Origin of the sequence: Sinomonas humi, from assembly GCF_000802235.1 — a bacterium.
Classification (GTDB): domain Bacteria; phylum Actinomycetota; class Actinomycetes; order Actinomycetales; family Micrococcaceae; genus Sinomonas; species Sinomonas humi.
In genome coordinates this window covers 83,758-102,531 of record NZ_JTDL01000145.1, presented here as the reverse complement: position 1 = coordinate 102,531, position 18,774 = coordinate 83,758, and the positions used below count along the sequence as shown (strand labels likewise).

Sequence of the window (18,774 nt, the reverse complement as noted above, 5' to 3'; positions counted from 1 at the left end):
GATGCGTGCGGGGGGGATCCATTTCAGGATCGCCGAGCCCACCGGGAGGGCCCAAGGGCCAAGAGTCCCGGCTTGCGGGATCGCCACGAACCGAGAGCGCGCAGGGGTCGGGCGGACTGCAAGAAGAAAAAGGATCGGGCGCGCACCCGCAGCACGCCCGATCCATCCCGAATCCCCGCTATTCGGCTTTAGCTGACCATTCGAATGGTCCAAAAATCGCTCGAGAGGCCCGTCGAGAGGAGGTACTGGTACGGCATGGTGAAGTAGCCTCCTTGGCCCCACCCCGTGCCCCATGAGTTCCGCACACGGAAGCGCTGGCTTGCGTTGTCGTAGCCGACGGCGACGACGGCGTGCCCACCCAGGACCTGCTCGTTCGGAGCAGGCATCGGCGCGACGCCCGACTGTGCGACTTCCTGGCTCTCGAACGATTCGTACACGGTGAAGCCGAAGACGAAGGGATAGCCGGCGGCAAGGCAGCCCTGCATCTGCTGGAGGCTCCTGGCCACGCGCTGGTAGGCAACCGCGCGGTGCTCCTTCGCGTCGGTGTAGCACTGCTGGCTGGGCTGATCCGCGAACTTCGCAATCTCGTACGGCCACTCCGCCTCCGGGCACGCGCCTTGCGCGCCGACGGACTTGATCCCGTCACGAATCTGCGCGCCCGAATCGCTCGAGACCGTGTTCTCCATGACTCGTTCGTTGTAGTAGATGAAGAGACGCGACGGGGTCGTGTACCCGGAGATGCCCTCCTTGTCGGCATCGAACTCGAGGGCGCCGGCGATGGCGTTCGCGGTGCACGAGCCAAGCTGGCCTTGATCGTAGACAGGCGGACACTGGGCGGTGAGATCGGTCGACGCCGGGAGGGCGCCGAGGACTTCGGGCGGCGCCGCGAAGAGGTAGTCGCGCTGGTCTGGAACGTCGGGCACCCAGCCGTAGCCGTGAGTGCCATGAGAGGTGGTGGGAGTGGTCATGGGTGGAGACCTTTGCACGGCGGCCGGGACCGGCCGCAGCTGATGCGGGCCGCAGGGGCGGAAGTGCGCATCCAGCCGGGTTCGCAGCTCGACCCCCGCAAGGAGGAGGCCTCTTTGAAAGGACGGGTCCGATGCCCGGCTGGCGCGTTCGGTCCAGACGCTGGGGGAATCAGGACCGATTCGGTTGTTTGTCCTTCGATTTTATTAACTCCGTGACGCGCCTGTCAAGAGGCTTTCTGCCTAGCGATTGTCAGCCCTTCGAACCACTCCAGGGAGCCCTCTCGCCGTCCCTCATCCGGCCCCCAGCAGCTCGGCCAGGCCGTCGATGCCGGGCGCGACCACGCCCGGATCCGTGAAGTAGGAGGGATAGGCAGCATCTGCCCGGTTGATCCATGCAGTCTGGAGCCCCGCCTTCGCAGCGCCATGGATGTCCCATGGATGCACAGCGACGAGCATCATGTCCTCGGCCGATACCCCGCAGGCCGTCGCGCCGTACGCGTACGACGACGCCGCAGGCTTCCACAACGGCGCATCCGCGACCGAGAGGAGCGCCTCGAACGAGTCCCGCAAACCCGCCCCTTCGAGCAGTTGCTTCGCGACGAGGGTCCCGCCGTTGGTGAGCGTCACGAGCCGGAACCCGCCCTCGGCCAGTGCGCGGACGCCGTCGGCCACGTCCGGGTGGACGCTCAGGCCGAGCATCCCGGACATCACATGCTGGACGGCTTCCTCGAGAGATCGGTTCAGCTCCTGGCCACGCAGGATGCCCCGCAGGACCTCAGCGCCGATCTCGGCGAAGTCGCCATTGTCGCCAGCAGCGGCAAGCGCGAATCCATCCCGTAGGAGCGAGGCGAACCACACCTTCGCGAGCGTGGCAGGTGCTCCCACCTCGGCGAACCGCTCGCCCATGGGCGACATGTCGGAGAGGGTCTCATTGACGTCGAAGACGATGACCTCGGGTCGGCGAACCATGGTGACTGCGTCCTCCTTCTAACAGGGGCGGCTCGGGTATGGCCGGCGCCCACATCCTACGGCGTGAGCCTTGCGGCGTGGATAGCTTCAGCCAGTTCGGCGTCGGCGCCCGGGAGAGGGGCGCGGCCCCAGAGGCCGAGGTACAGCTGGGAGGCGCTCCCCCTGAGAGTGCCGAGCAGCGGCCCATCGGAGCTCCCGTCGCGGGCGGGGACATCGAGCGTTGCGAGCAACGCGCCGTCGTCCGTGCGCACTTCGATGCGGACGACGCCGGGCAGGCCCGCCGACCGCCCGAGCCGCACCTGCCGCGGATAGAACCCTTCGACGACCTCGCGGATACCGTCGAGCGCAAGGTCTTCGGGCACCGACCAGAGGTCAGCCCGGGGCTCCCCCGCTCCAGCGCCAAGCGATTGCGCGAGGTCGAACGTGTGCACGATCGTCTCGTGCCCCTGCCGGCGCGCCCAGAACGCGGCCACTCGCTCGCCCCACAGGGTCCAGGCCGTCGAGTCTGGCGCCGACGCCCGCAGCGTCGCGATGAGTTCGCCGGCCCGCGCGCGGTACCACGTGGGCAGAGGTGCGTCACCGAGGTCGAACTGGGCCTCGGGCGGGGCATGGCTCGCGCCGATCGCCGAGGCCGCCCAGGCGTGGATGAGCCCCAGGTGGACCACGAGCTTGCGGGCGGTCCACCTCGGACACGCGGGTACAGGCGCTCCCCAGTCCGAGACCCGCTCGGCGGCAGAGGCGAAGCGCTGGGTCAGGAGGTCGAGGCGGTCGACGGCGGCGGCATAGCCGGCGGCTGTGTGAGTCACGCGGCCACGATAGCGCCCCCGGGCGACATTTAGAGGGCGAAGGCTCCTCACCACCCCACGAGGAGGTCGTCCCGGGCTTGGAGGTACGCGAGCGTCGGAAGGTAGTTGCCGTGGGTTGCGACGCGAGCCATGTACGAATCGGGCTCCATCTCGAGGGCGAGCCGGTCGAGGTTGTTCGGCTCGGCCGAATACGAGTAGCCGGGGAAGCCGAGGTAATCGGTGCGCCGCCACAGATTGATCCACACGGGCTGCGGGCGGGGCACGAGGCTGAACGCGCCCGCGGGAATGTCGAGCAGCCCCGTGAGCGGGACCGAAGCCGCTGGAGGCGACCCCGCGCCGTCGTTCGCCGCTGCCGGCGCCGGTTTGGCGACCGCCCGCAGCTTCCGCCCAGGCCCGCGCCCCGAGGCGGTTCCGAGAGCCTGGCCGTCCAGGTCCTTGCCAGCCCAAGGATCCGCGGACCAGAACGACGGCCCGGCGACACCCGGTGTGCCCAGCACCTCGGGCCCGAAGAGCTCGGGGAAGAACCGGCCGAAGTACGGGCGCAGCTGCATGCCGAACGTCAGGAGGCGCACCTTCCGGAGGAGGTCCATCCGGCCGAGCGCCGCCAAGTGGAACAGCGCTGCGACGCCCAGCACGGTTCCGAGGCTGTGGGTCGCGAGGAGCACGCGGCGTCGTGGCGCGGGGATCCCGTCCGGCTCGAGCCAACGGATCATGCGGTCCGCGAGCTCTGGGACGGCGCGTTCCGAGAAGCACGCGGGGCCGAAGGGATGCGCCGCCCTCGGGAGCCACGCCATGAGATCCCACAGGAGCCCGAGCGGACGCCCGCGCCCGAGCGTGGCGGCATTGGTGACTGCCGCGGTGAGGACGGCGAGCGCGCCGAGCACGACGCTCGTGAGCACCACCCACTGGGCGATGGCGAAGAACCCCGCGACCCCCGCGGGGCCGCCGAACCACCCCGCCAGCACGCTCTGCACCCAGGCCCAACGGCCGGTGACGCCCTGCGCCTGCCGCATGACCGTGAAGGCGAGCGAGACCGTGACCGTCACGCCCACGACCCAGCTCAGGGTGTGCAGGAGCGGCTCGGCGCGCTGCATGAACGCGCTCGAGCGGCGAACAGCATCGATCTCGCGGGCGAAGACCGCCTCGGACGGGTCGACGGGTGGGCTCGCGATGACGGCCTTGCGCATCCCGAACCAGGCGAGCACGCACAGCAGCCCCGCGACGAACACGACGATGAGCGCGAGCACTCCCCCGAAGGCCCAGAAGGCCGTCGGGACGGCGATGTCATGGGCGCCCGCGGGGATCGTGAGGTCGCGGAAGAGCGGGTCGGACCGGTCGGGGGTCGATTGCAGCCGGCCCGCGCGGAGGTATGAGCCGATGCCGAGGGCGACGGCGGAAGCGAGGAACGCGGCCACCACGAGCGCGAGGTACATGAAGACCCCCGGCCCAGCGCCGTGCCACGCGTGCTCTCGCCGGTGCGGGTCCCGCCGGCGCAGCACGACGAACGGCACCACGAAGCCGAGCCCGGAGAGGACGACGACGGCGAGCGCCGCTGCGTTGGCAGCCCACCCGAGCGGGTCGAGCCAGCCGCCCACGGCGACGACGAGGGCGGCGACGCCGACGGTGAGCACCGACGTCGCGATCCACTCGTTGTAGCCCGAGCGTACGACGCAGCCGACCGTCGCGAGGATCGTGAGGCACACGAGGATGATCGTCGGCGTGAGCTGCCCGGACGTGAACGGGGCCCTCGGGGTCTCGTTGGGGAGCTGGACCTCGGTCACGACGCATGCGAGGTAGGTCAGGAGAGCCGCGGCCACGAGCAGTCCGGCCCACAGGTAGCGGCTCGACCAGAAGTCCGAGACGATCGGCGGATGCACCGAGCGGGCCCACGCCGCGACTACACCCGCGACGACCACGAGCTGCACGCCTGCAACGCACAGGAGCGCAGGCGCACTCGCGCCGTCCCGAGGCCACGCGTCCGCCATGAGGAGGATGACGACGAGGTGGATGCTCGCCGCGAGATGCAGCATCCCGGTCGGCGAATTGATGCGCCGGCGGACCCAGAGGCTCGGAACCGCGAGCGCGAACGCATCCTCCTGGGTCGGGTTGGCCAGGGCGCGGGCGGCGTCGCCCGCGCGCGTGCGGAAGCGGACGTCGCTCACGAGGCCCAGGAGCGCGACGAGGACGACGGCGAGGATCGGCGCGAGCGAGAGGGCCGCGAGGCGCTGGCCCCGCGTGAGGTCTCGAAGGCCGTCGAACTGCGACGGGAGCGCGCTGCAGACCTTCCACGTGCCGGGGGTTCCCGTGGGCTGGAAGCACTGGACTGCCACGAGGTCGAACGCGACGGTGGAGACCGCGGCGACGAGCAAGAGCGTCAGGAGCAGGCCGAACAAACGCACCATCGCACCTCCGCTGCCCGTACGGAGGCCGCCCTCGCGGCTCGGGTCGGGCCGGAACGCGCGGGCCCAGTAGGCGGCGTTGGCGAAGCCGAACGGCGCGATGAGGAACCAGCCCAGGTTGTAGAGGACCCTGCCGATCTTCCCGAGGAGGGTGTTCCCCTTCGAGAAGCGGTCGAGGTTGCCCCAGCTGTAGGCCTCGAGGCGGGTCTTCTGGCCCGGCAGCGAGGTCTTGGGGGTGTAGAAGCCGGCGAGATTGTCCCCCAAGGGGATAACGCCGTCGTGCGCGAGCTCGACATTGTCGACGGGGGTGCCGAGCATTTCCTGGGGTGGTGTGTTGCGGACGCCGTGGACGCGGAGCTCGAGGACTTCGAGCGCGGGGGCGGATCCAATGGGTGCTGTGGACATGACGCTCTCCGAGGCCTTCCCCAGCGCTTGCCATAGATGGTAAGGCGGCGGCCGAAGCCTGTCCACGGGCAGGCCAGGTGCTGCCCCTAGGGGCCCAGGCCGCGCACGAGCTTCGCTTTGCCGAGGGGTGTGCGCGGCACCTCGTGGACCGGGAAGACGCGGACCGGTGTGCTGACAACGCCCTGCTCCGTGAGGCGCTGCGCAATCGCGTCCCGCAGGCCTTGCAGATCGGTGCCGAGCGGCGTGCCGGCCACGAGGACATCGAGTCCGTCCTCCCGTTGGACCACCTGCCAGCCCGTCACGGGCGCTTCCTCGAGGATCTCGTGGAACACGTTGGGATGGACTGCGACAGTGCCCCCGGCAGCCGGGAGCCGGAGGATGTCTTCGGTCCGGCCCTCGACTCCCTCCAGCAGCCTGAACGACCGCCCGCACGGGCAGCCGCGCTCACCCAACCGGACGCGATCGGACATCTCATAGCGGATGAGCGGAAGAGTGCGCGAGAACAGGACCGTGACGAGAAGACGCTCCCCGGTGATGCCGGGCGGTACGGGGCGGTAGTCGGCGTCGACCGGCTCGACGATGACGACGTCCTCGTACACGTGCCGTCGCCCAGCCGTGCATGTCGAGGCGATGCACGCGGTCTCGGTCGTGGCGTAGATGTCCACGGGAGGGCTCCCCCACGCCGCTTCGAGGTCCCTCGACTCGGGCACGCCCAGGATCTCGGAGGTCGCGACGACGGCACGGGGCTCAATGTCGAGGCGACCGGCGAGCTGCTCCAGCGCGAGGGGGCGGAGTGCAGACGGGAAGCCGACGAGCAGATCGGGATGGAAGGCGCCGAGGCGAGCGGCGAGGTCTGCCGGGCTGTCACTGGCGTCCAGCCGCAACGTCGGGAAGAGGAGGGAGTTGAACGTTGCGCTGATGATGGCGGATTGGTGGCTCGGGCGGCGCGTCGTCACCATCGCTACCCGCGCTGGTCTCTTGATCCTGCTGAAGATCCCCGCCCAGCTCGGCACGCGCGCGTAGGAGGCGATGACAGCCGCCCACTCGCGGTGATCCCAGATGAAGATCCCACGCCGCCCTGTCGTCCCCGCGCTCGCCGCGGCCCACCAGCGTCCGCGCCACGGGACTGACGGGTCGGCGTCGTTCTCCACCAGGTTGTGGAGGTGCTCCTCGATGTCGGACAGGCGAAGGCTCGGAGCGGTGACCGCCTCATCGAAGTGGTCCATGAGCTCGTCCTTGGTCACCGGCGGCAGGGCGGTGAGCGGCGCTCCCTCGAGGCCCGCGTAGCGCTCCCGGTAGAAGGGCGAGCGGGCGACGGCGTAAGACCGGAGCCGCTGGAAGGCCTCGGTCTGCTGGGAGGCAATGCGCGCAGGACTCCAGTGCTCATGAGTTCTCCATGCCGCACGGAGCGCTAGGAGGCGAGTCAACAGCTCGGCGTCCACGGCGCTCATGCGGCCCAGACTAGGTCGCCGTCATTGGCTTGGATAGGGCCATTAGCCTCCGCTGCCGAATCGTGACTTCACCGAAGGAACCCGCCTCGGATTTCCGGGGGCGCAAAGCTGTGCCGCTCACTCGGGCCCCATCCTGCCCGCGCTGGAGTACCCTGCGGCCATGACTCTGGAGCGGTGGCGGAGGCTTTCCGAGTGGCCCATGATCGGTGCGGCCGTCGTGTTCCTCGTGGCGTACTCCGTGCAGGTCATCGCTGACCTGCCCGAAAGGGAGGGCATCTGGGCCGATGTCCTCGTCTTCGCGTGCTGGGCTGTGTTCATCGTGGACTATTTCGTTCAGCTCGCGCTCGCGCCCAACCGCGGGCGTTGGTTCATCCGCAACCTGCACGAACTCGCGATCCTCGCGCTTCCTGCTCTGCGCCCCCTGCGCCTGCTCCGACTCGTGACGTTCCTGCGCGTGCTGCAGATCCGTGCCGGGGACGCGCTGCGGGGCCGGCTGCTCCTGTACGTCTTCGGTGCGGCGGGGATGATCCTCTACTGCGGGGCGCTAGCTGCCGAGGACGTTGAACAGAACGTGCCCGGCTCCAACATCCGCTCCTTCGGCGACGCGGTCTGGTGGGCACTCGAGACGATCACGACCGTCGGATACGGCGACCACTACCCCGTGACCTTCGTCGGCCGATGCGTCGCGGCCGTGCTCATGGTCGCGGGCATCGCCGTCCTCGGCGTCGTGACAGCGTCGATCGCGGCGTGGCTCGTCGAGAACATCACGGCGGAGACCGCGGCCGAGGTCGAGGCGGAGGTGGAAGCTGAGGTGGAGGCCGTCGACGAGACGCTCGAGGCGAAGGTCGAGGCGCTCACGGAGCAGGTCGCCCGGCTCACGGCGGCGCTCGATCGGCATCCGCTCGGAGGCCGCGAGCGGATCGACTGAGGATTCGCAGGGCGGTTCAGGAAGGACGGCCTGCTCGTCCGCAAGAATGGACTGATGGACCTCGGAATCACAGGGAAGACTGCTTTCGTCTCGGCCTCGACGTCCGGTCTCGGGCTCGCCGTCGCGCGCGCCCTCGCCGCCGAGGGAGCGCGCGTCGCCATTACCGGACGACGGCGGGAGCTCGCCGAGCAGATAGCGGAGTCCCTTCCAGGGGCGGTCGCCATCGGTGCGGACCTCCTGGCGCCTGGTGCCATCGCGTCGGCCGTCGACCAGGCCGAGGAACGGCTCGGACCGATCGACATCGCCGTCCTCAACGGCCCCGGGCCCCGCCCGAGCACTGCAGCCGAACTCAGCTCCGAGGAGCTGGCTATCGCGTTCGACCGGCTCGTGCGGCCGCAGCACGACCTCATCTCGCGGGTCCTTCCAGGAATGCGGCAGCGGCGGTGGGGCCGCGTCCTTGCGGTTGGATCAAGCGGCATCGTGGCGCCCTTGCCCAACCTTGCGTCGTCGAACGCCGGCCGCGCCGCCCTCGCGAACTACCTCAAGACCCTCGCGGCCGAGGTCGCCGCCGACGGCGTGACGGTCAACCTTCTCCTGCCGGGCCGCATCGCGACCGACCGCGTGGCCGAACTCGACGCCGATGCTGCGAGTCGGCGAGGCATCTCCGTGGACGAGGTCCAGCACGAGTCCCGCGAGGGCATTCCCGCCCGCCGTTATGGCACGCCCGAGGAATTCGGCGCCGCCGCCGCCTTCCTTTGCAGCGCTCCGGCGTCGTACATCACGGGAGTCGCGCTCAGGTGCGACGGCGGGCTCGTCCGGAATCTCTGATTCAGGCACACTGAACGCATGGGTGTTGATCTCGACGAATTGAAGAGGTTGCGCCGTGCCCGCGATCGAATGGACCGCGAGTACGCCGAGCCGCTCGACGTCGCCTCGCTCGCTCGCACGGCGCTCATGTCGACGGCGCATTTCAGCAGGCGCTTCCGCGAGGCCTATTCGGAAACGCCGTACGCCTATCTCATGACTCGGCGGATCGAGCGGGCCAAGGCACTCCTGCGCTATGGGGAATTGAGCGTGACTGAAATCTGCTTCGCTGTCGGCTGTACGAGTTTGGGCTCGTTCTCTTCTCGGTTCACGGAACTCGTCGGAGAATCGCCGTCCTCATATCGGGCGGGAAATCACGAGGATTGGCGGGTCCTCCCGAGCTGCCACATTATGGTCGTTACGCGCCCGCGGAAGACGGGGGCACCCGCTCGGGAATCCAACCCCGAATCGAGCAGTTTCGAAGAAGCACTCGTTTCAACGCCGACCTAGCATCATTTCCATGACAGTCTCCATCAGCACCGTTCACGTACTCGTCGACGATCCGGACGCGGCCGTCTCGTTCTACCGCGACACCCTCGGCCTGACCGTCCAGAACGAGGTCGCCCGCGAGGGCTTCCGGTGGATCGTACTCAGCACACCGAACCAGCCCGAGATCCAGATTGTGCTGTCCCAGCCGCAGGCTGGCCGTTCGAAGGAGGACGGCGAGACCATCGCGGCGCTGCTCGCGAAGGGCGAGCTGGGCGGCATCAACTTCAGCACCGAAGACCTCGACGCGACGTTCGAGAAGGCCGCCGCAGCACCGGGTGTGGAGGTTCTGCAGGAGCCGGTGAGCCAGCCGTGGGGCGTCCGCGACGCTGCCCTCCGCGACCCCGCAGGCAACACCGTCCGCATCCAGCAGGCGTAGCCGAACCACAGCCAAGCTGGCGCCGCCGTCCGGTCCTCACCGGAGGGCGGCGCCTTTTGCTTGCCTCAGCCGTTCCGCGACGTGTTCCGCGCCCCGAGCCGCGCGCGCAGCCCCTCGACAAACACGCTCAGGCCGAACTCGAAGGCCTCCTCCGCGCGCTGGGCCGGGGCGGGGGCGTGGCTCAGAGCGCGCGAGAGCGTCGGGTACCCCTCCCCCGGCGGCGCCCACACGACGTCGGGCGCGGCGAGGTCCAGGGCTGCACCGATGGCGAAGGAGTCGATGGTCGATATCGCCGCGAGGACTTCAGCGCCCGAGAATCCGGCCCGTTCCAGCGTGCGGGCGATGTCCTCGTAGAGGCCGATCACGAGCTCGTCCTGAACCGTCTGCTGCACGAGGAGCGGCGCGAGGCGCGGATGCCGGGCGAAGCCGTCGCGGTAGGCCCGGATGAGGGTTCGGAGGGCATCGTCCCAGGGGAGGCCGTCGACGGCGGAGCGAGGGGTCGACTCGATGACCCGGCGCCGCATCCGCTCGACGATCTCGTCGCGCCCCTTCACGTGGTGATAGATCGAGGACTGGGTCACGCCGATCCGCTTCGCTACCCGCGGGAGGCTGAAGTCGCCGCTCTCGTCCACGAGCTCGAGCGCCGCGTCAGTGACGGCCTCCACGGTGATGAGGGGCTCCGAAGGGCGCGCCACGACAACTCCAATCCGCCGGTTTCCAGTGCGGTCCAGCCGGCCATTCGACCCTACCTCTTGTGCTGCACGTCACCGTGCCGCATACTAAACCGAAAGGCTTTCGATTTATGCCTCTGAGATCTCTTCTCAGCCCAAGAACCCAACCCCAGATCCCAGACCTACCCAAGGACTCCCCATGGCCCAGACCGAGACCACCCCGGGCACGCCCGCGGTACCGGACGCCCCTCCCGGCGACGGACTCAAGCGGAACGCGATCGGCACCTTCGGCATCGCGTTCCTCGTCATCTCAGCAGCCGCACCGCTCACGGTGATGGCCGGCGTCGCGCCTGTCGCGATCAGCCGCGGAGGCATTGGCGCCCCCGTCGGCTACCTCGCGGCCGGCATTGTGCTCGCCCTCTTCGCGATCGGCTTCATGGCGATGACCCGCCATGCCAAGGCCGCCGGCGGCTTCTACACCTACATCACCATCGCCCTCGGCAAGACGGTCGGCCTCGCCGCGGCGATCGTCGCCGTGGTCTCGTACAACTGCCTCCAAGTCGGGGTGTACGGGCTCTTCGCCGTCCAGACCCAGGCGATGCTCTCCTTCGTGTTCGGCCTCAACGTCCCGTGGCCCGTCGTCGCCTTCGCCGCGATCGCGGCGGTGTGGTTCCTCGGCTACCGGGGGATCGACGTCGGCGCCAAAGTCCTCGCTGTCCTGCTCACCGCGGAGACCGCGATCCTCGCCGTCATGGGCGTCGGGATCCTCGCCCACGGCGGAGCCAAGGGAATCACCATCGGATCGTTCGCCCCGCAGACGATGTTCAGCCCCGGCGTGCTCGCAATCCTCGGCATCTGCTTTGCCGCGTTCATGGGCTTCGAATCGACCGTGCTGTACCGCCGGGAGGCCCGCGACCCTGACCGCGCCGTCCCCCGCGCGACGTTCATCGCCGTCGGCTTCATGTCGGTGTTCTACGCGTTCATCGTCTGGACGGTCATCCAGGCGTACGGCGACTCCGGCGCGGTCGACGCGGCCAACAGCCAGCAGCAGGGGATGTTCTTCGCGACCATCGCGCAGTACGTAGGCCCTTGGGCCGAGGTCGCGATGTACATTCTCATCGTCACGAGCGTCTACGCCTCGCAGCTCGCCTTCCACAACGCCATCAACCGCTACGTCTACATGCTCGCCCAGGACGGCGTGCTCCCGGCATTCCTCGGGCACACTCATCCCAGGCACAAGTCGCCGCACCGCGCCGGGCAGGTCCAGACGCTGCTTGCCGCCGTCGTCATCGGCCTGTGCGCCGTGCTCGGCGCGGACCCGTACCAGCAGCTGCTCATCTGGGTTAATACGCCCGGGATCTTCGGGATCGTCGGCCTCCAGGGGCTCGTTGCGATCGCGGCCCTCGTCTACTTCCGCCGCCATCCGGAGGCGGTTCGCAACCGGCTCACGGTCCCGCTCACCGCAGCGAGCGCGGTCCTGCTGTTCGCCGCCGTCGTGCTCATCGGCATCAATATCGAACTCCTCACGTTCGCCGACGCGGTGACCAACGCGGTCCTCATGTCCATCGCGCCCGTGGTCTTCGTGGTCGGCCTCCTCCTCGCCCGATGGCTGCGCCGCGCCCGCCCGGCCGCCTACGCGCGCATCGGGAGCACCGAAGCCCATGACGGAAGCACCGAAGCTGAGAGCACTGAAATCCATGACCTCGCCTGATCGCATCATCCTCGCCGGCACCATCCACACCCTCGACCCCGCACACCCCGCCCCGTTGGGGGCGGTCGCCGTCAGCGGGGGGCGGATCGCCGCCGTCGGAACGCAGGACGACGCCGCCTCCTGGGCGGGCCCTGACACCGAGATCGTGGACTTGGGTTCCGCGACCGTCGTGCCAGGGCTCGTCGACGGGCACGCCCATCCGGTGTTCGGCCTCGACATCACCGCCGGCGCAGACCTGAGCGGGGTGCAGGACCTCGACGAAGTACGACGGCGGCTGGCCGCGGAGGCGTTGCGGGTGGGCTCGGGCGAGTGGGTCCAGGCCTGGGGCCTCGACCCGAACGCGTTCGGCGGCGCGCCCGTCTCCGCGGCGGCGATCGACGGCGTCCTCGGCGGCAGGCCCGCGTTCGTGCGGCTGTTCGACGGCCACTCGGCGCTCGCAAGTTCCCGGGCCCTCGAGATCGCGGGGGTCGACGGGCCGAGATCGTTCGACGGCGCCGCCTCCGTGGTGTGCGACGCCGACGGCAGCCCGACCGGGCTCCTGCTCGAGTTCCCTGCGTGCGAACTCGTGGCGCGGCACCTTCCGGCCGAGACGTTCGAGGAGCGGCGGGAGCGCCTCGCCGATGTGCTCGACAGTTTCGCCGACGCAGGCCTCACCGGGGTGCACGTCATGGATCACGCCGAGGAATCGGCCGCCCTGTACCGGGCGCTCGAGGAACGCGGTGAACTGCCCGTCCGCTTGCGGTGCTCCCCGTGGTGCTCCCCGGGCACCGGAGCCGAGGACTGGTCGGCGCTGGCGGCTTCGATCGGCACGGGCGGCCGGCGTTGGGAGGTGGCCGGGATCAAGCTCTTCATCGACGGAACCATCGACAACGGCACCGCGTGGCTGCACGAGCCCGATACGCTCGGCGAATCGACGGCGGCCTACTGGCCCGACCCTGTCGAGTACGCCCGGGCTGTCGCGTTCTTTGCCGAGCGCGGCGTCCCCACGGCCACGCACGCGATCGGAGACGCCGGCGTCGGCTTCGTGCTCGATGCCCTTCTTGCCCTCGACCCCGGCGTCCGCGCTCGGGCCGTGCACCGCATCGAGCACATCGAGACCGTGCCGGACGCCGTCGTCGAACGCTTCGTCGGCTCCGGCGTCGTCGCGTCGATGCAGCCGACCCACTGCACCCACTATTCGCGCGCCGATCACAGCGACAACTGGAGCGTCCGCCTCGGCCCGGTCCGGGCACAGCGGGCCTGGCGTTGCCGCGACCTTCGCGACCTCGGCACGACGCTCGCGCTCGGTTCCGACTGGCCGATCGCCCCGTTTCCGCCGCTGCCGATCATGGCCGACGCGCAGCTCCGGCGCCGCGCCGGGACCCGTGAAGAACCCATTGCGCCCGGTCAGGCCCTCACCGCCCGCCAAGCCCTCGAGGGATACACCTCGCACGCGGCACGGGCCGCGGGCACGTGGGCAAACTCGGGCTCGATCACGGTCGGCAAGCGCGCGGACCTGACGTTCCTCGAGCTGGACCCACTCACCGCGGAGCCGGACGAGCTCGCCGCCTCGGCGGTGCTCGGGACAGCGCTCGACGGCGAGGTGCGGCTGCGCGAAGCCGTGAGGGCCTGAGCAAGCACGGGACGTCAGGTGGGCGGCTGCTACGGCAGCCGCCCACCTGACTTCTTGAGCCGACCGCGGAAGTAAACCGCCGCCCAGCCCTGAAGTCACATCTAGGCCCCGTGACGCTCCCGGTCACACAATTGACTTGCCGGGGAAGTTCCGGGGCATGTATGGGGATCTGGAGGCACGTGTGCGTCATTGCAGCCATCGCCGATCCCATCGTCTTCACGGACGCGAGATTCCTCATCGGGCAGGGAGCCGAGCTCGCGATCCTCGCAGTGTGCGTCGCGCTCCCGTGGGACCGGCTCCCCTATGGGATCTTCCTCGTCATCCCACTGGTCGACTTCGCCCCGCTCAGCCTCCTTCACTACGCGAGCGGAAGCTCGCTCAACGGGCTCTCACTCCTCGGCGTCTTCCCCACGATGTGGCTCGCAGGATCGGGGATCAAGCCGCGCACCATGGTCCCGCTCGGCGGCCTCGCCGCGCTCCTCATGGTCTGGGCTCCCCTGATCCTGGCCGGCACCGCGACGCCGAGCAGGCTCGCCGCCGAACTCCTCGTTCCCTTCCTGCTCCTCGCCATCGGCGTCGGTACCTCGGTCATGACGCTCAGCGGCATGGCTCAGCAGGCGCGGGTCGAGGAGCTGCTCGCGCGCACCGAGACCCGTGAGCGCCTCCTGAATACAGTCCTCGACACCGTCGACGTCGGCGTCCTCGTTCTCGACGACCACGGCCAGAACACCTACCTGAACGCCAAGGAGCGCGAGCTGTACCTTGCTGCACTCCCCCCGGGGGTCCAGACGACCCTCGAGTCCGAGCTCTTGATCTATCGCGACGGCAGCGAGGAGCTGCTCCCCGCGGAGCAACGTCCCCTCGCGAAGGTCCTCTCGGGCGAGACGATCGCGCATGAGGTCTACCGGCTCGGCCGGGGAAGCGACGCCCGCACCGTCTCGATCTCCGGGCGCCAGTTCGCAGACGTCCAGGGCGACACGGCTGGCACCGTCCTCGCCTCGACCGACGTCACGGAGGTAGTTGCGGCGGTCCACGCGCGCGACAAGTTCCTCGCAGCAATGTCCCACGAATTCCGCACGCCCCTCACGAATATCCTCGGCTACGCGGAGCTGCTCCAGGACGATCCCTCCCTGAGCCCCGCCGCGAAATCCGACCTCCAGATCATGATGCGCAACGCGCGTCACCTCAACCACATGGTCGACGACATCCTCGCCGCCTCTCTCACCGGCGACGAGGCGGCCGGAATCCGGCTTCCGCTCGACCTCGCAGAGCTTGTTCAGCAGACGAGCGTCTCGTTCAGCCCCGAGGCGTCGAACAACGGCATCACGCTCGATCTCTCCACGGAGACGGCCCTCCCGATTCTCGGCGATCGCACGGGTCTCGTCCGCGTGCTCAACAATCTCGTCTCCAATGCACTCAAGTATTCGCAGCCCGGCACCACAGTCCGCCTCGTCGCACGGGAGGAGGGCCCGTGGGCCGTATGCGAGATTGCGGATGAGGGACTCGGCATCGACCCCGAGGATCTCAAGCGCCTCTTCACCCGCTTCCAGCGGAGCGACGCCGCCGTCCGAGCGGGCATTCCCGGCACGGGTCTCGGGCTTGCGCTCGCAAAGGAGGTCGCCGAGCAGCACGGCGGCGAACTCGAGTGCACGAGCGAGGTCGGTGTGGGAAGCGTCTTCACCCTTCGCCTGCCCCTGCGGAGGGCGAAGCAGCATATGACTTTGTCGTAAGTCCTCGCCGTCCGGCGTCCGAAAGGAGCACGATTAAGGCCCGGACCCGGAACAGGGAGGCGAGCATGTCGGCCAAAGGCACGAACGGCCCAGCAAAAGGGACTGTCAGCCCGGAGGCAGCACCGGACCGACCGGAACTCATCCGCAACGTGGTGCTCGTGGGCCATTCGGGCGCGGGCAAGACCATGCTGCTCGAGGCCGTGCTCGCCTCGACGGGCGCCATTTCGAGGATGGGGTCGATCGCGGACGGCACGACTGTGAGTGATTCCGATCCTTCGGCCGTGCACCAGCAGCGATCCGTGACGCTCTCGGTGGCTCCCGTCGTCGTCGGCGATATCAAGGTGAACCTGCTCGACACGCCCGGCTACGCGGACTTCGTGGGCGAGCTTCGCGCTGGCCTGCGCGCTGCCGACGGCGCGCTGTTCGTGGTCTCGGCGGTCGACGGTGTCGACGCGACGACGACGGCGCTCTGGGCCGAGTGCGAACGGGTTGGCATGCCGCGCGCCGTCGTCATCAGCAGGCTCGACCATCCCCGAGCGGATTACGACGGCGTCTTCGCCGAATGCCGCGCAGCCTTCGGCGAGTCGGTGCTCCCCCTTTATCTCCCCCTCCGCGACGACGGCGCTGTCACCGGACTGCTCGGGCTGCTTTCTGGCACGGTGTCGGATTACTCGGGAGACGAGCTGCAGCCGACCTTCCGTCCGGCGGAGCAGAGCGAGCTCGCGGAGTGGGACGCTGCACGCGGCGAACTCATCGAGGGAATCATCGCCGAGAGCGAGGACGAGACCCTCATGGACCGGTATCTCGGAGGCGAGGAAATCTCCCTCGACACGCTCATCGGGGATCTCGAGACCGCCGTCGCCCGCGGCTCCTTCTTCCCCGTCATACCGACCTCGGCGACGAATGGCCTGGGCACCGCCGAACTCCTCGAAGTCCTCACGCGAGGCTTCCCCTCGCCGGCGGAACACGCCGTTCCCGAAGTGAGCGAGCTGAACGGCAACCCGGTCGAGGATCTCACGTGCGATCCAAATGGCCCGCTCGTGGGCGAGGTCGTCCGGACCACCGTCGATCCGTTCCTCGGACGGGTCTGCCTCGTGCGCCTCTTCTCGGGGACTCTCCACGAGGACACGCCGGTGCACATAGCGGGACACGGCCTCGAGGAACGTGGCCACCCGGACCACGACAGCGACGAGCGCCTCGGCCACCTCTATTCGCCGTTCGGCTCAAACCTCCGGCCGGTGCAGTACGCGGTCGCGGGCGATCTCTGCGCGATCGCGCGGGTCTCCGCCGAGACCGGCGACACGGTGTCCTCGCGCGAGCGGCCCCTCCTCGTCGCGGCATGGGACATGCCGGAGCCGCTCATGCCCGTGGCCGTCGAGGCGGCATCCCACGGGGACGAGGACGCGCTCGCGAAGAACCTCGCAAGGGTCGCGGCTGGCGACCCGACGCTGCGGGTCGAGCGCAACTCCGAGACTCATCAGCTCGTGCTGTGGTGCATGGGCGAGGCACACGCGGAGGTCGTGCTGGACAGGCTCCGCGAGCAGGGGGTCAAGCTTCAGACGGTCGACGTCGTCACCCCCTTGCGCGAGACGTTCGCCGAGGGCGCGGCAGGCCACGGGCGGTATGTGAAGCAGTCGGGCGGGCACGGCCAGTATGCGATCTGCGACATCGAGGTCGAGCCGCTCGAGCGCGGCGGCGGGTTCGAGTTCGTGGACAAGATCGTGGGCGGCGTGATCCCTGGGCCGTTCATCGTCTCGGTGGAGAAGGGCGTACGGTCGCAGATGGAGAAGGGCGTTGCGAAGGGCTTCCCCGTCGTCGACATCCGCGTCACGCTCGTGGGCGGCAAGACCCACAGCGTGGACTCCTCGGACGCGGCCTTCCAGGCGGCGGGCGCCCTCGCGCTCCGGGAGGCGGCCGCGGCGGCGAAGATCCAGCTCCTCGAGCCCGTCTCATCGGTCACGATCAGCGTCCCCGACGACTACGTCGGCGCCGTCATGAGCGATCTCTCTTCACGCCGCGGCCGGCTCACGGGCACGACCTCCGCTGGCTCGGGGAGTTCGTCCGGCGAACCGCTGACCGAGATCAGCGCCGAGGTGCCCGACGTCGAGCTCCTCCGGTACGCCGTCGAACTCCGCGCCCTCACCGCCGGCACCGGCCGCTTCCGCCGGGAGTATCTACGCCACGACCCGGTTCCCGGCGGCTAAGCGGCCCCTAAGCGGCTAGGCCTCGACACCCGGCTCAGCATTGGGGCGTTGCTGCCACCGTCCCCGAAGCGCCGCTTCCGGTGCCGTTGATGCTGTAGTCGCGCACCCAGTCAACGTTCATCGTTGCCGGTTTGGTGGGCTGCCCGGTCGGGAACCAGTCGAGCTGCAGTGTCTGATGCATGGACTGCCCGGGTTGGTGCGCCGGATTGGTGTCCTTGAACCAGGCCTGGCCGTCAACGTAGCCCGTCACACCTGAGGGGCAAACCTGAACTGCATAGTTGTGCCACTGGGTCAGATCGAGTGGCTTGGTCGCATAGGTCTGGACCCCATTGGCGCAGCCGTAGTGGAGGAAGAAGTTGATACCGGCGAGATTTCCGTTCTGCTCGGCGAAATCGATCTCAGAGCATTTCGCAGATGTCGTGTCCGGCCACAGGATAGACACGGCGTGGTACTGCGGCTCGTTGGCGCTGGTCCTCATCCTGACCTCGTACCGGCCATACTGTTGGCGCGAGAACTTGGCGCTCATACCGCCAGTGGTTCCCGCGGAGTTTCCCGAGATGGTCATCATGCCGTTGTTCACGCTGATCGCCTGAGGGGAACGGAGTCCCTGTCCGGCGTTTCCGGCCGAGTTGTAGACGCTCCATTTCATCGGGTCGGGCGCCCCTGAATAGTTGAACTCGTCGCCTGCCGTGACCGGGCCCCAGCCCTGAGTGAGGGCAGCCTGCGACCCGTCGGTCGTGCTTGCCGCAACCGCGTTGGCGATCGGCGACGACGCCGTTCCCGCCGCCGGCACCGAACCCCCAGCGGGCGCCGAACCTCCGGCGGGCGCTGAGTTCGCCATCGAAGCGGCTGCGGACGCCGTCGTCCCGCTTGCGGTTCCGTTCGAGATCGGAGCGCTGCTAGTGGTGCTGCCCGGCGTCGGGGCCCCACTGGTCGTGGGCTTGGCCGAGGTCGGCGTGCTGCTCGGAGTGGGCATCGCCCCACCTCCCGTCTTGGCGAGCGCAGCGACCGACGGCGAACTCGTGGGCGCTGCCGTCGGGCTCGTCCCCGATCCGGCGCAGCCCGCGAGGGCCAGGGCCGCTGCTGCGAGCACCACAAGGTGACGTTTGCGAGATATCAAGACATCGGATTTCATGGGGTCGTCCTCTTCTTCAACGGCGCCCCCGCCCGCCTACAATTCGTTGTCCGCGA

General features: G+C 69.0%; 16 protein-coding genes. 9 read left to right on the top strand and 7 right to left on the bottom strand.

Annotated features, from left to right (window positions below; genetic code table 11):
- Positions 1–188 precede the first annotated feature (188 nt).
- The 5 genes from LK10_RS17995 to LK10_RS17975 all read right to left on the bottom strand — a co-directional run bounded on the left by LK10_RS17995 (position 189) and on the right by LK10_RS17975 (position 6,998).
- A complete protein-coding gene (locus tag LK10_RS17995; protein ID WP_052207543.1) occupies positions 189–968 on the bottom strand; it encodes a C1 family peptidase in 780 nt (259 codons plus the stop codon).
- 291 nt (positions 969–1,259) lie between these two features.
- Positions 1,260–1,937: a haloacid dehalogenase type II gene (locus tag LK10_RS17990; RefSeq protein WP_043126726.1), complete on the bottom strand. Its 678-nt coding sequence runs from the start codon at positions 1,935–1,937 to the stop codon at positions 1,260–1,262.
- Between the two features lie 56 nt (positions 1,938–1,993).
- Positions 1,994–2,743 (bottom strand): maleylpyruvate isomerase N-terminal domain-containing protein, encoded by a 750-nt coding sequence (locus LK10_RS22435; RefSeq protein WP_052207542.1) that lies wholly within the window; start codon positions 2,741–2,743, stop codon positions 1,994–1,996.
- Between the two features lie 47 nt (positions 2,744–2,790).
- A complete protein-coding gene (locus LK10_RS22430; RefSeq protein WP_043126722.1) occupies positions 2,791–5,547 on the bottom strand; it encodes a hypothetical protein in 2,757 nt (918 codons plus the stop codon).
- Positions 5,548–5,633: 86 nt separating this feature from the next.
- Positions 5,634–6,998 (bottom strand): phenylacetate--CoA ligase family protein, encoded by a 1,365-nt coding sequence (locus tag LK10_RS17975; RefSeq protein ID WP_231567838.1) that lies wholly within the window; start codon positions 6,996–6,998, stop codon positions 5,634–5,636.
- A 160-nt stretch (positions 6,999–7,158) separates the two neighbouring features.
- On the opposite strand from LK10_RS17975, the gene LK10_RS17970 reads away from it, so the two are divergent.
- From LK10_RS17970 to LK10_RS17955, 4 genes are read left to right on the top strand one after another with little or no spacing between them, the layout of a single operon-like run.
- Positions 7,159–7,926 carry a potassium channel family protein gene (locus tag LK10_RS17970; RefSeq protein ID WP_052207541.1) on the top strand — a complete coding sequence of 256 codons (768 nt, stop codon included), beginning with the start codon at positions 7,159–7,161 and terminating at the stop codon, positions 7,924–7,926.
- 54 nt (positions 7,927–7,980) lie between these two features.
- Positions 7,981–8,754 (top strand): SDR family oxidoreductase, encoded by a 774-nt coding sequence (locus LK10_RS17965; RefSeq protein WP_043126720.1) that lies wholly within the window; start codon positions 7,981–7,983, stop codon positions 8,752–8,754.
- An 18-nt stretch (positions 8,755–8,772) separates the two neighbouring features.
- Positions 8,773–9,240: a helix-turn-helix domain-containing protein gene (locus tag LK10_RS17960; protein WP_052207540.1), complete on the top strand. Its 468-nt coding sequence runs from the start codon at positions 8,773–8,775 to the stop codon at positions 9,238–9,240.
- Between the two features lie 10 nt (positions 9,241–9,250).
- On the top strand, positions 9,251–9,655 hold the full coding sequence (locus LK10_RS17955; RefSeq protein WP_043126717.1) for a VOC family protein: 405 nt from the start codon (positions 9,251–9,253) through the stop codon (positions 9,653–9,655).
- A 65-nt stretch (positions 9,656–9,720) separates the two neighbouring features.
- Here the strand turns inward: LK10_RS17955 and LK10_RS17950 are convergent, their stop codons facing one another.
- On the bottom strand, positions 9,721–10,350 hold the full coding sequence (locus tag LK10_RS17950; RefSeq protein WP_043126714.1) for a TetR/AcrR family transcriptional regulator C-terminal domain-containing protein: 630 nt from the start codon (positions 10,348–10,350) through the stop codon (positions 9,721–9,723).
- A gap of 175 nt (positions 10,351–10,525) precedes the next feature.
- On the opposite strand from LK10_RS17950, the gene LK10_RS17945 reads away from it, so the two are divergent.
- The 4 genes from LK10_RS17945 to LK10_RS17930 all read left to right on the top strand — a co-directional run bounded on the left by LK10_RS17945 (position 10,526) and on the right by LK10_RS17930 (position 17,583).
- Positions 10,526–12,037 carry an APC family permease gene (locus LK10_RS17945; protein ID WP_043126712.1) on the top strand — a complete coding sequence of 504 codons (1,512 nt, stop codon included), beginning with the start codon at positions 10,526–10,528 and terminating at the stop codon, positions 12,035–12,037.
- Positions 12,024–13,649, top strand: coding sequence for an amidohydrolase (locus LK10_RS17940; protein ID WP_043126709.1), 1,626 nt, complete (start codon positions 12,024–12,026; stop codon positions 13,647–13,649). Before LK10_RS17945 ends, LK10_RS17940 begins: the two co-directional genes overlap by 14 nt.
- Positions 13,650–13,828: 179 nt before the next feature.
- Entirely contained in the window at positions 13,829–15,379 is a 1,551-nt protein-coding gene (locus tag LK10_RS17935; protein WP_052207539.1) for a sensor histidine kinase, read from the top strand.
- A gap of 65 nt (positions 15,380–15,444) precedes the next feature.
- Positions 15,445–17,583, top strand: coding sequence for an elongation factor G-like protein EF-G2 (locus LK10_RS17930; RefSeq protein WP_043126706.1), 2,139 nt, complete (start codon positions 15,445–15,447; stop codon positions 17,581–17,583).
- Positions 17,584–17,617: 34 nt separating this feature from the next.
- On the opposite strand, the gene LK10_RS17925 is transcribed toward LK10_RS17930, so the two are convergent.
- Positions 17,618–18,232: a glycoside hydrolase family 16 protein gene (locus tag LK10_RS17925; protein WP_231567837.1), complete on the bottom strand. Its 615-nt coding sequence runs from the start codon at positions 18,230–18,232 to the stop codon at positions 17,618–17,620.
- Positions 18,233–18,320: 88 nt separating this feature from the next.
- On the opposite strand from LK10_RS17925, the gene LK10_RS22425 reads away from it, so the two are divergent.
- Complete coding sequence (locus tag LK10_RS22425) at positions 18,321–18,686, top strand: hypothetical protein (RefSeq protein WP_197061988.1); 366 nt, start codon at positions 18,321–18,323, stop codon at positions 18,684–18,686.
- Positions 18,687–18,774: the final 88 nt, after the last annotated feature.

Bases quoted from the DNA above. Each gene is read 5' to 3' on its own strand.
- LK10_RS17975 (WP_231567838.1), bottom strand. From the start codon at position 6,998: ATGAGCGCCGTGGACGCCGAGCTGTTGACTCGCCTCCTAGCGCTCCGT.
- LK10_RS17925 (WP_231567837.1), bottom strand. From the start codon at position 18,232: ATGAAATGGAGCGTCTACAACTCGGCCGGAAACGCCGGACAGGGACTC.
- LK10_RS17945 (WP_043126712.1), top strand. From the start codon at position 10,526: ATGGCCCAGACCGAGACCACCCCGGGCACGCCCGCGGTACCGGACGCC.
- LK10_RS17970 (WP_052207541.1), top strand. From the start codon at position 7,159: ATGACTCTGGAGCGGTGGCGGAGGCTTTCCGAGTGGCCCATGATCGGT.
- LK10_RS17955 (WP_043126717.1), top strand. From the start codon at position 9,251: ATGACAGTCTCCATCAGCACCGTTCACGTACTCGTCGACGATCCGGAC.
- LK10_RS17965 (WP_043126720.1), top strand. From the start codon at position 7,981: ATGGACCTCGGAATCACAGGGAAGACTGCTTTCGTCTCGGCCTCGACG.
- LK10_RS22430 (WP_043126722.1), bottom strand. From the start codon at position 5,547: ATGTCCACAGCACCCATTGGATCCGCCCCCGCGCTCGAAGTCCTCGAG.
- LK10_RS17960 (WP_052207540.1), top strand. From the start codon at position 8,773: ATGGGTGTTGATCTCGACGAATTGAAGAGGTTGCGCCGTGCCCGCGAT.
- LK10_RS17940 (WP_043126709.1), top strand. From the start codon at position 12,024: ATGACCTCGCCTGATCGCATCATCCTCGCCGGCACCATCCACACCCTC.
- LK10_RS17990 (WP_043126726.1), bottom strand. From the start codon at position 1,937: ATGGTTCGCCGACCCGAGGTCATCGTCTTCGACGTCAATGAGACCCTC.
- LK10_RS17995 (WP_052207543.1), bottom strand. From the start codon at position 968: ATGACCACTCCCACCACCTCTCATGGCACTCACGGCTACGGCTGGGTG.
- LK10_RS17930 (WP_043126706.1), top strand. From the start codon at position 15,445: ATGTCGGCCAAAGGCACGAACGGCCCAGCAAAAGGGACTGTCAGCCCG.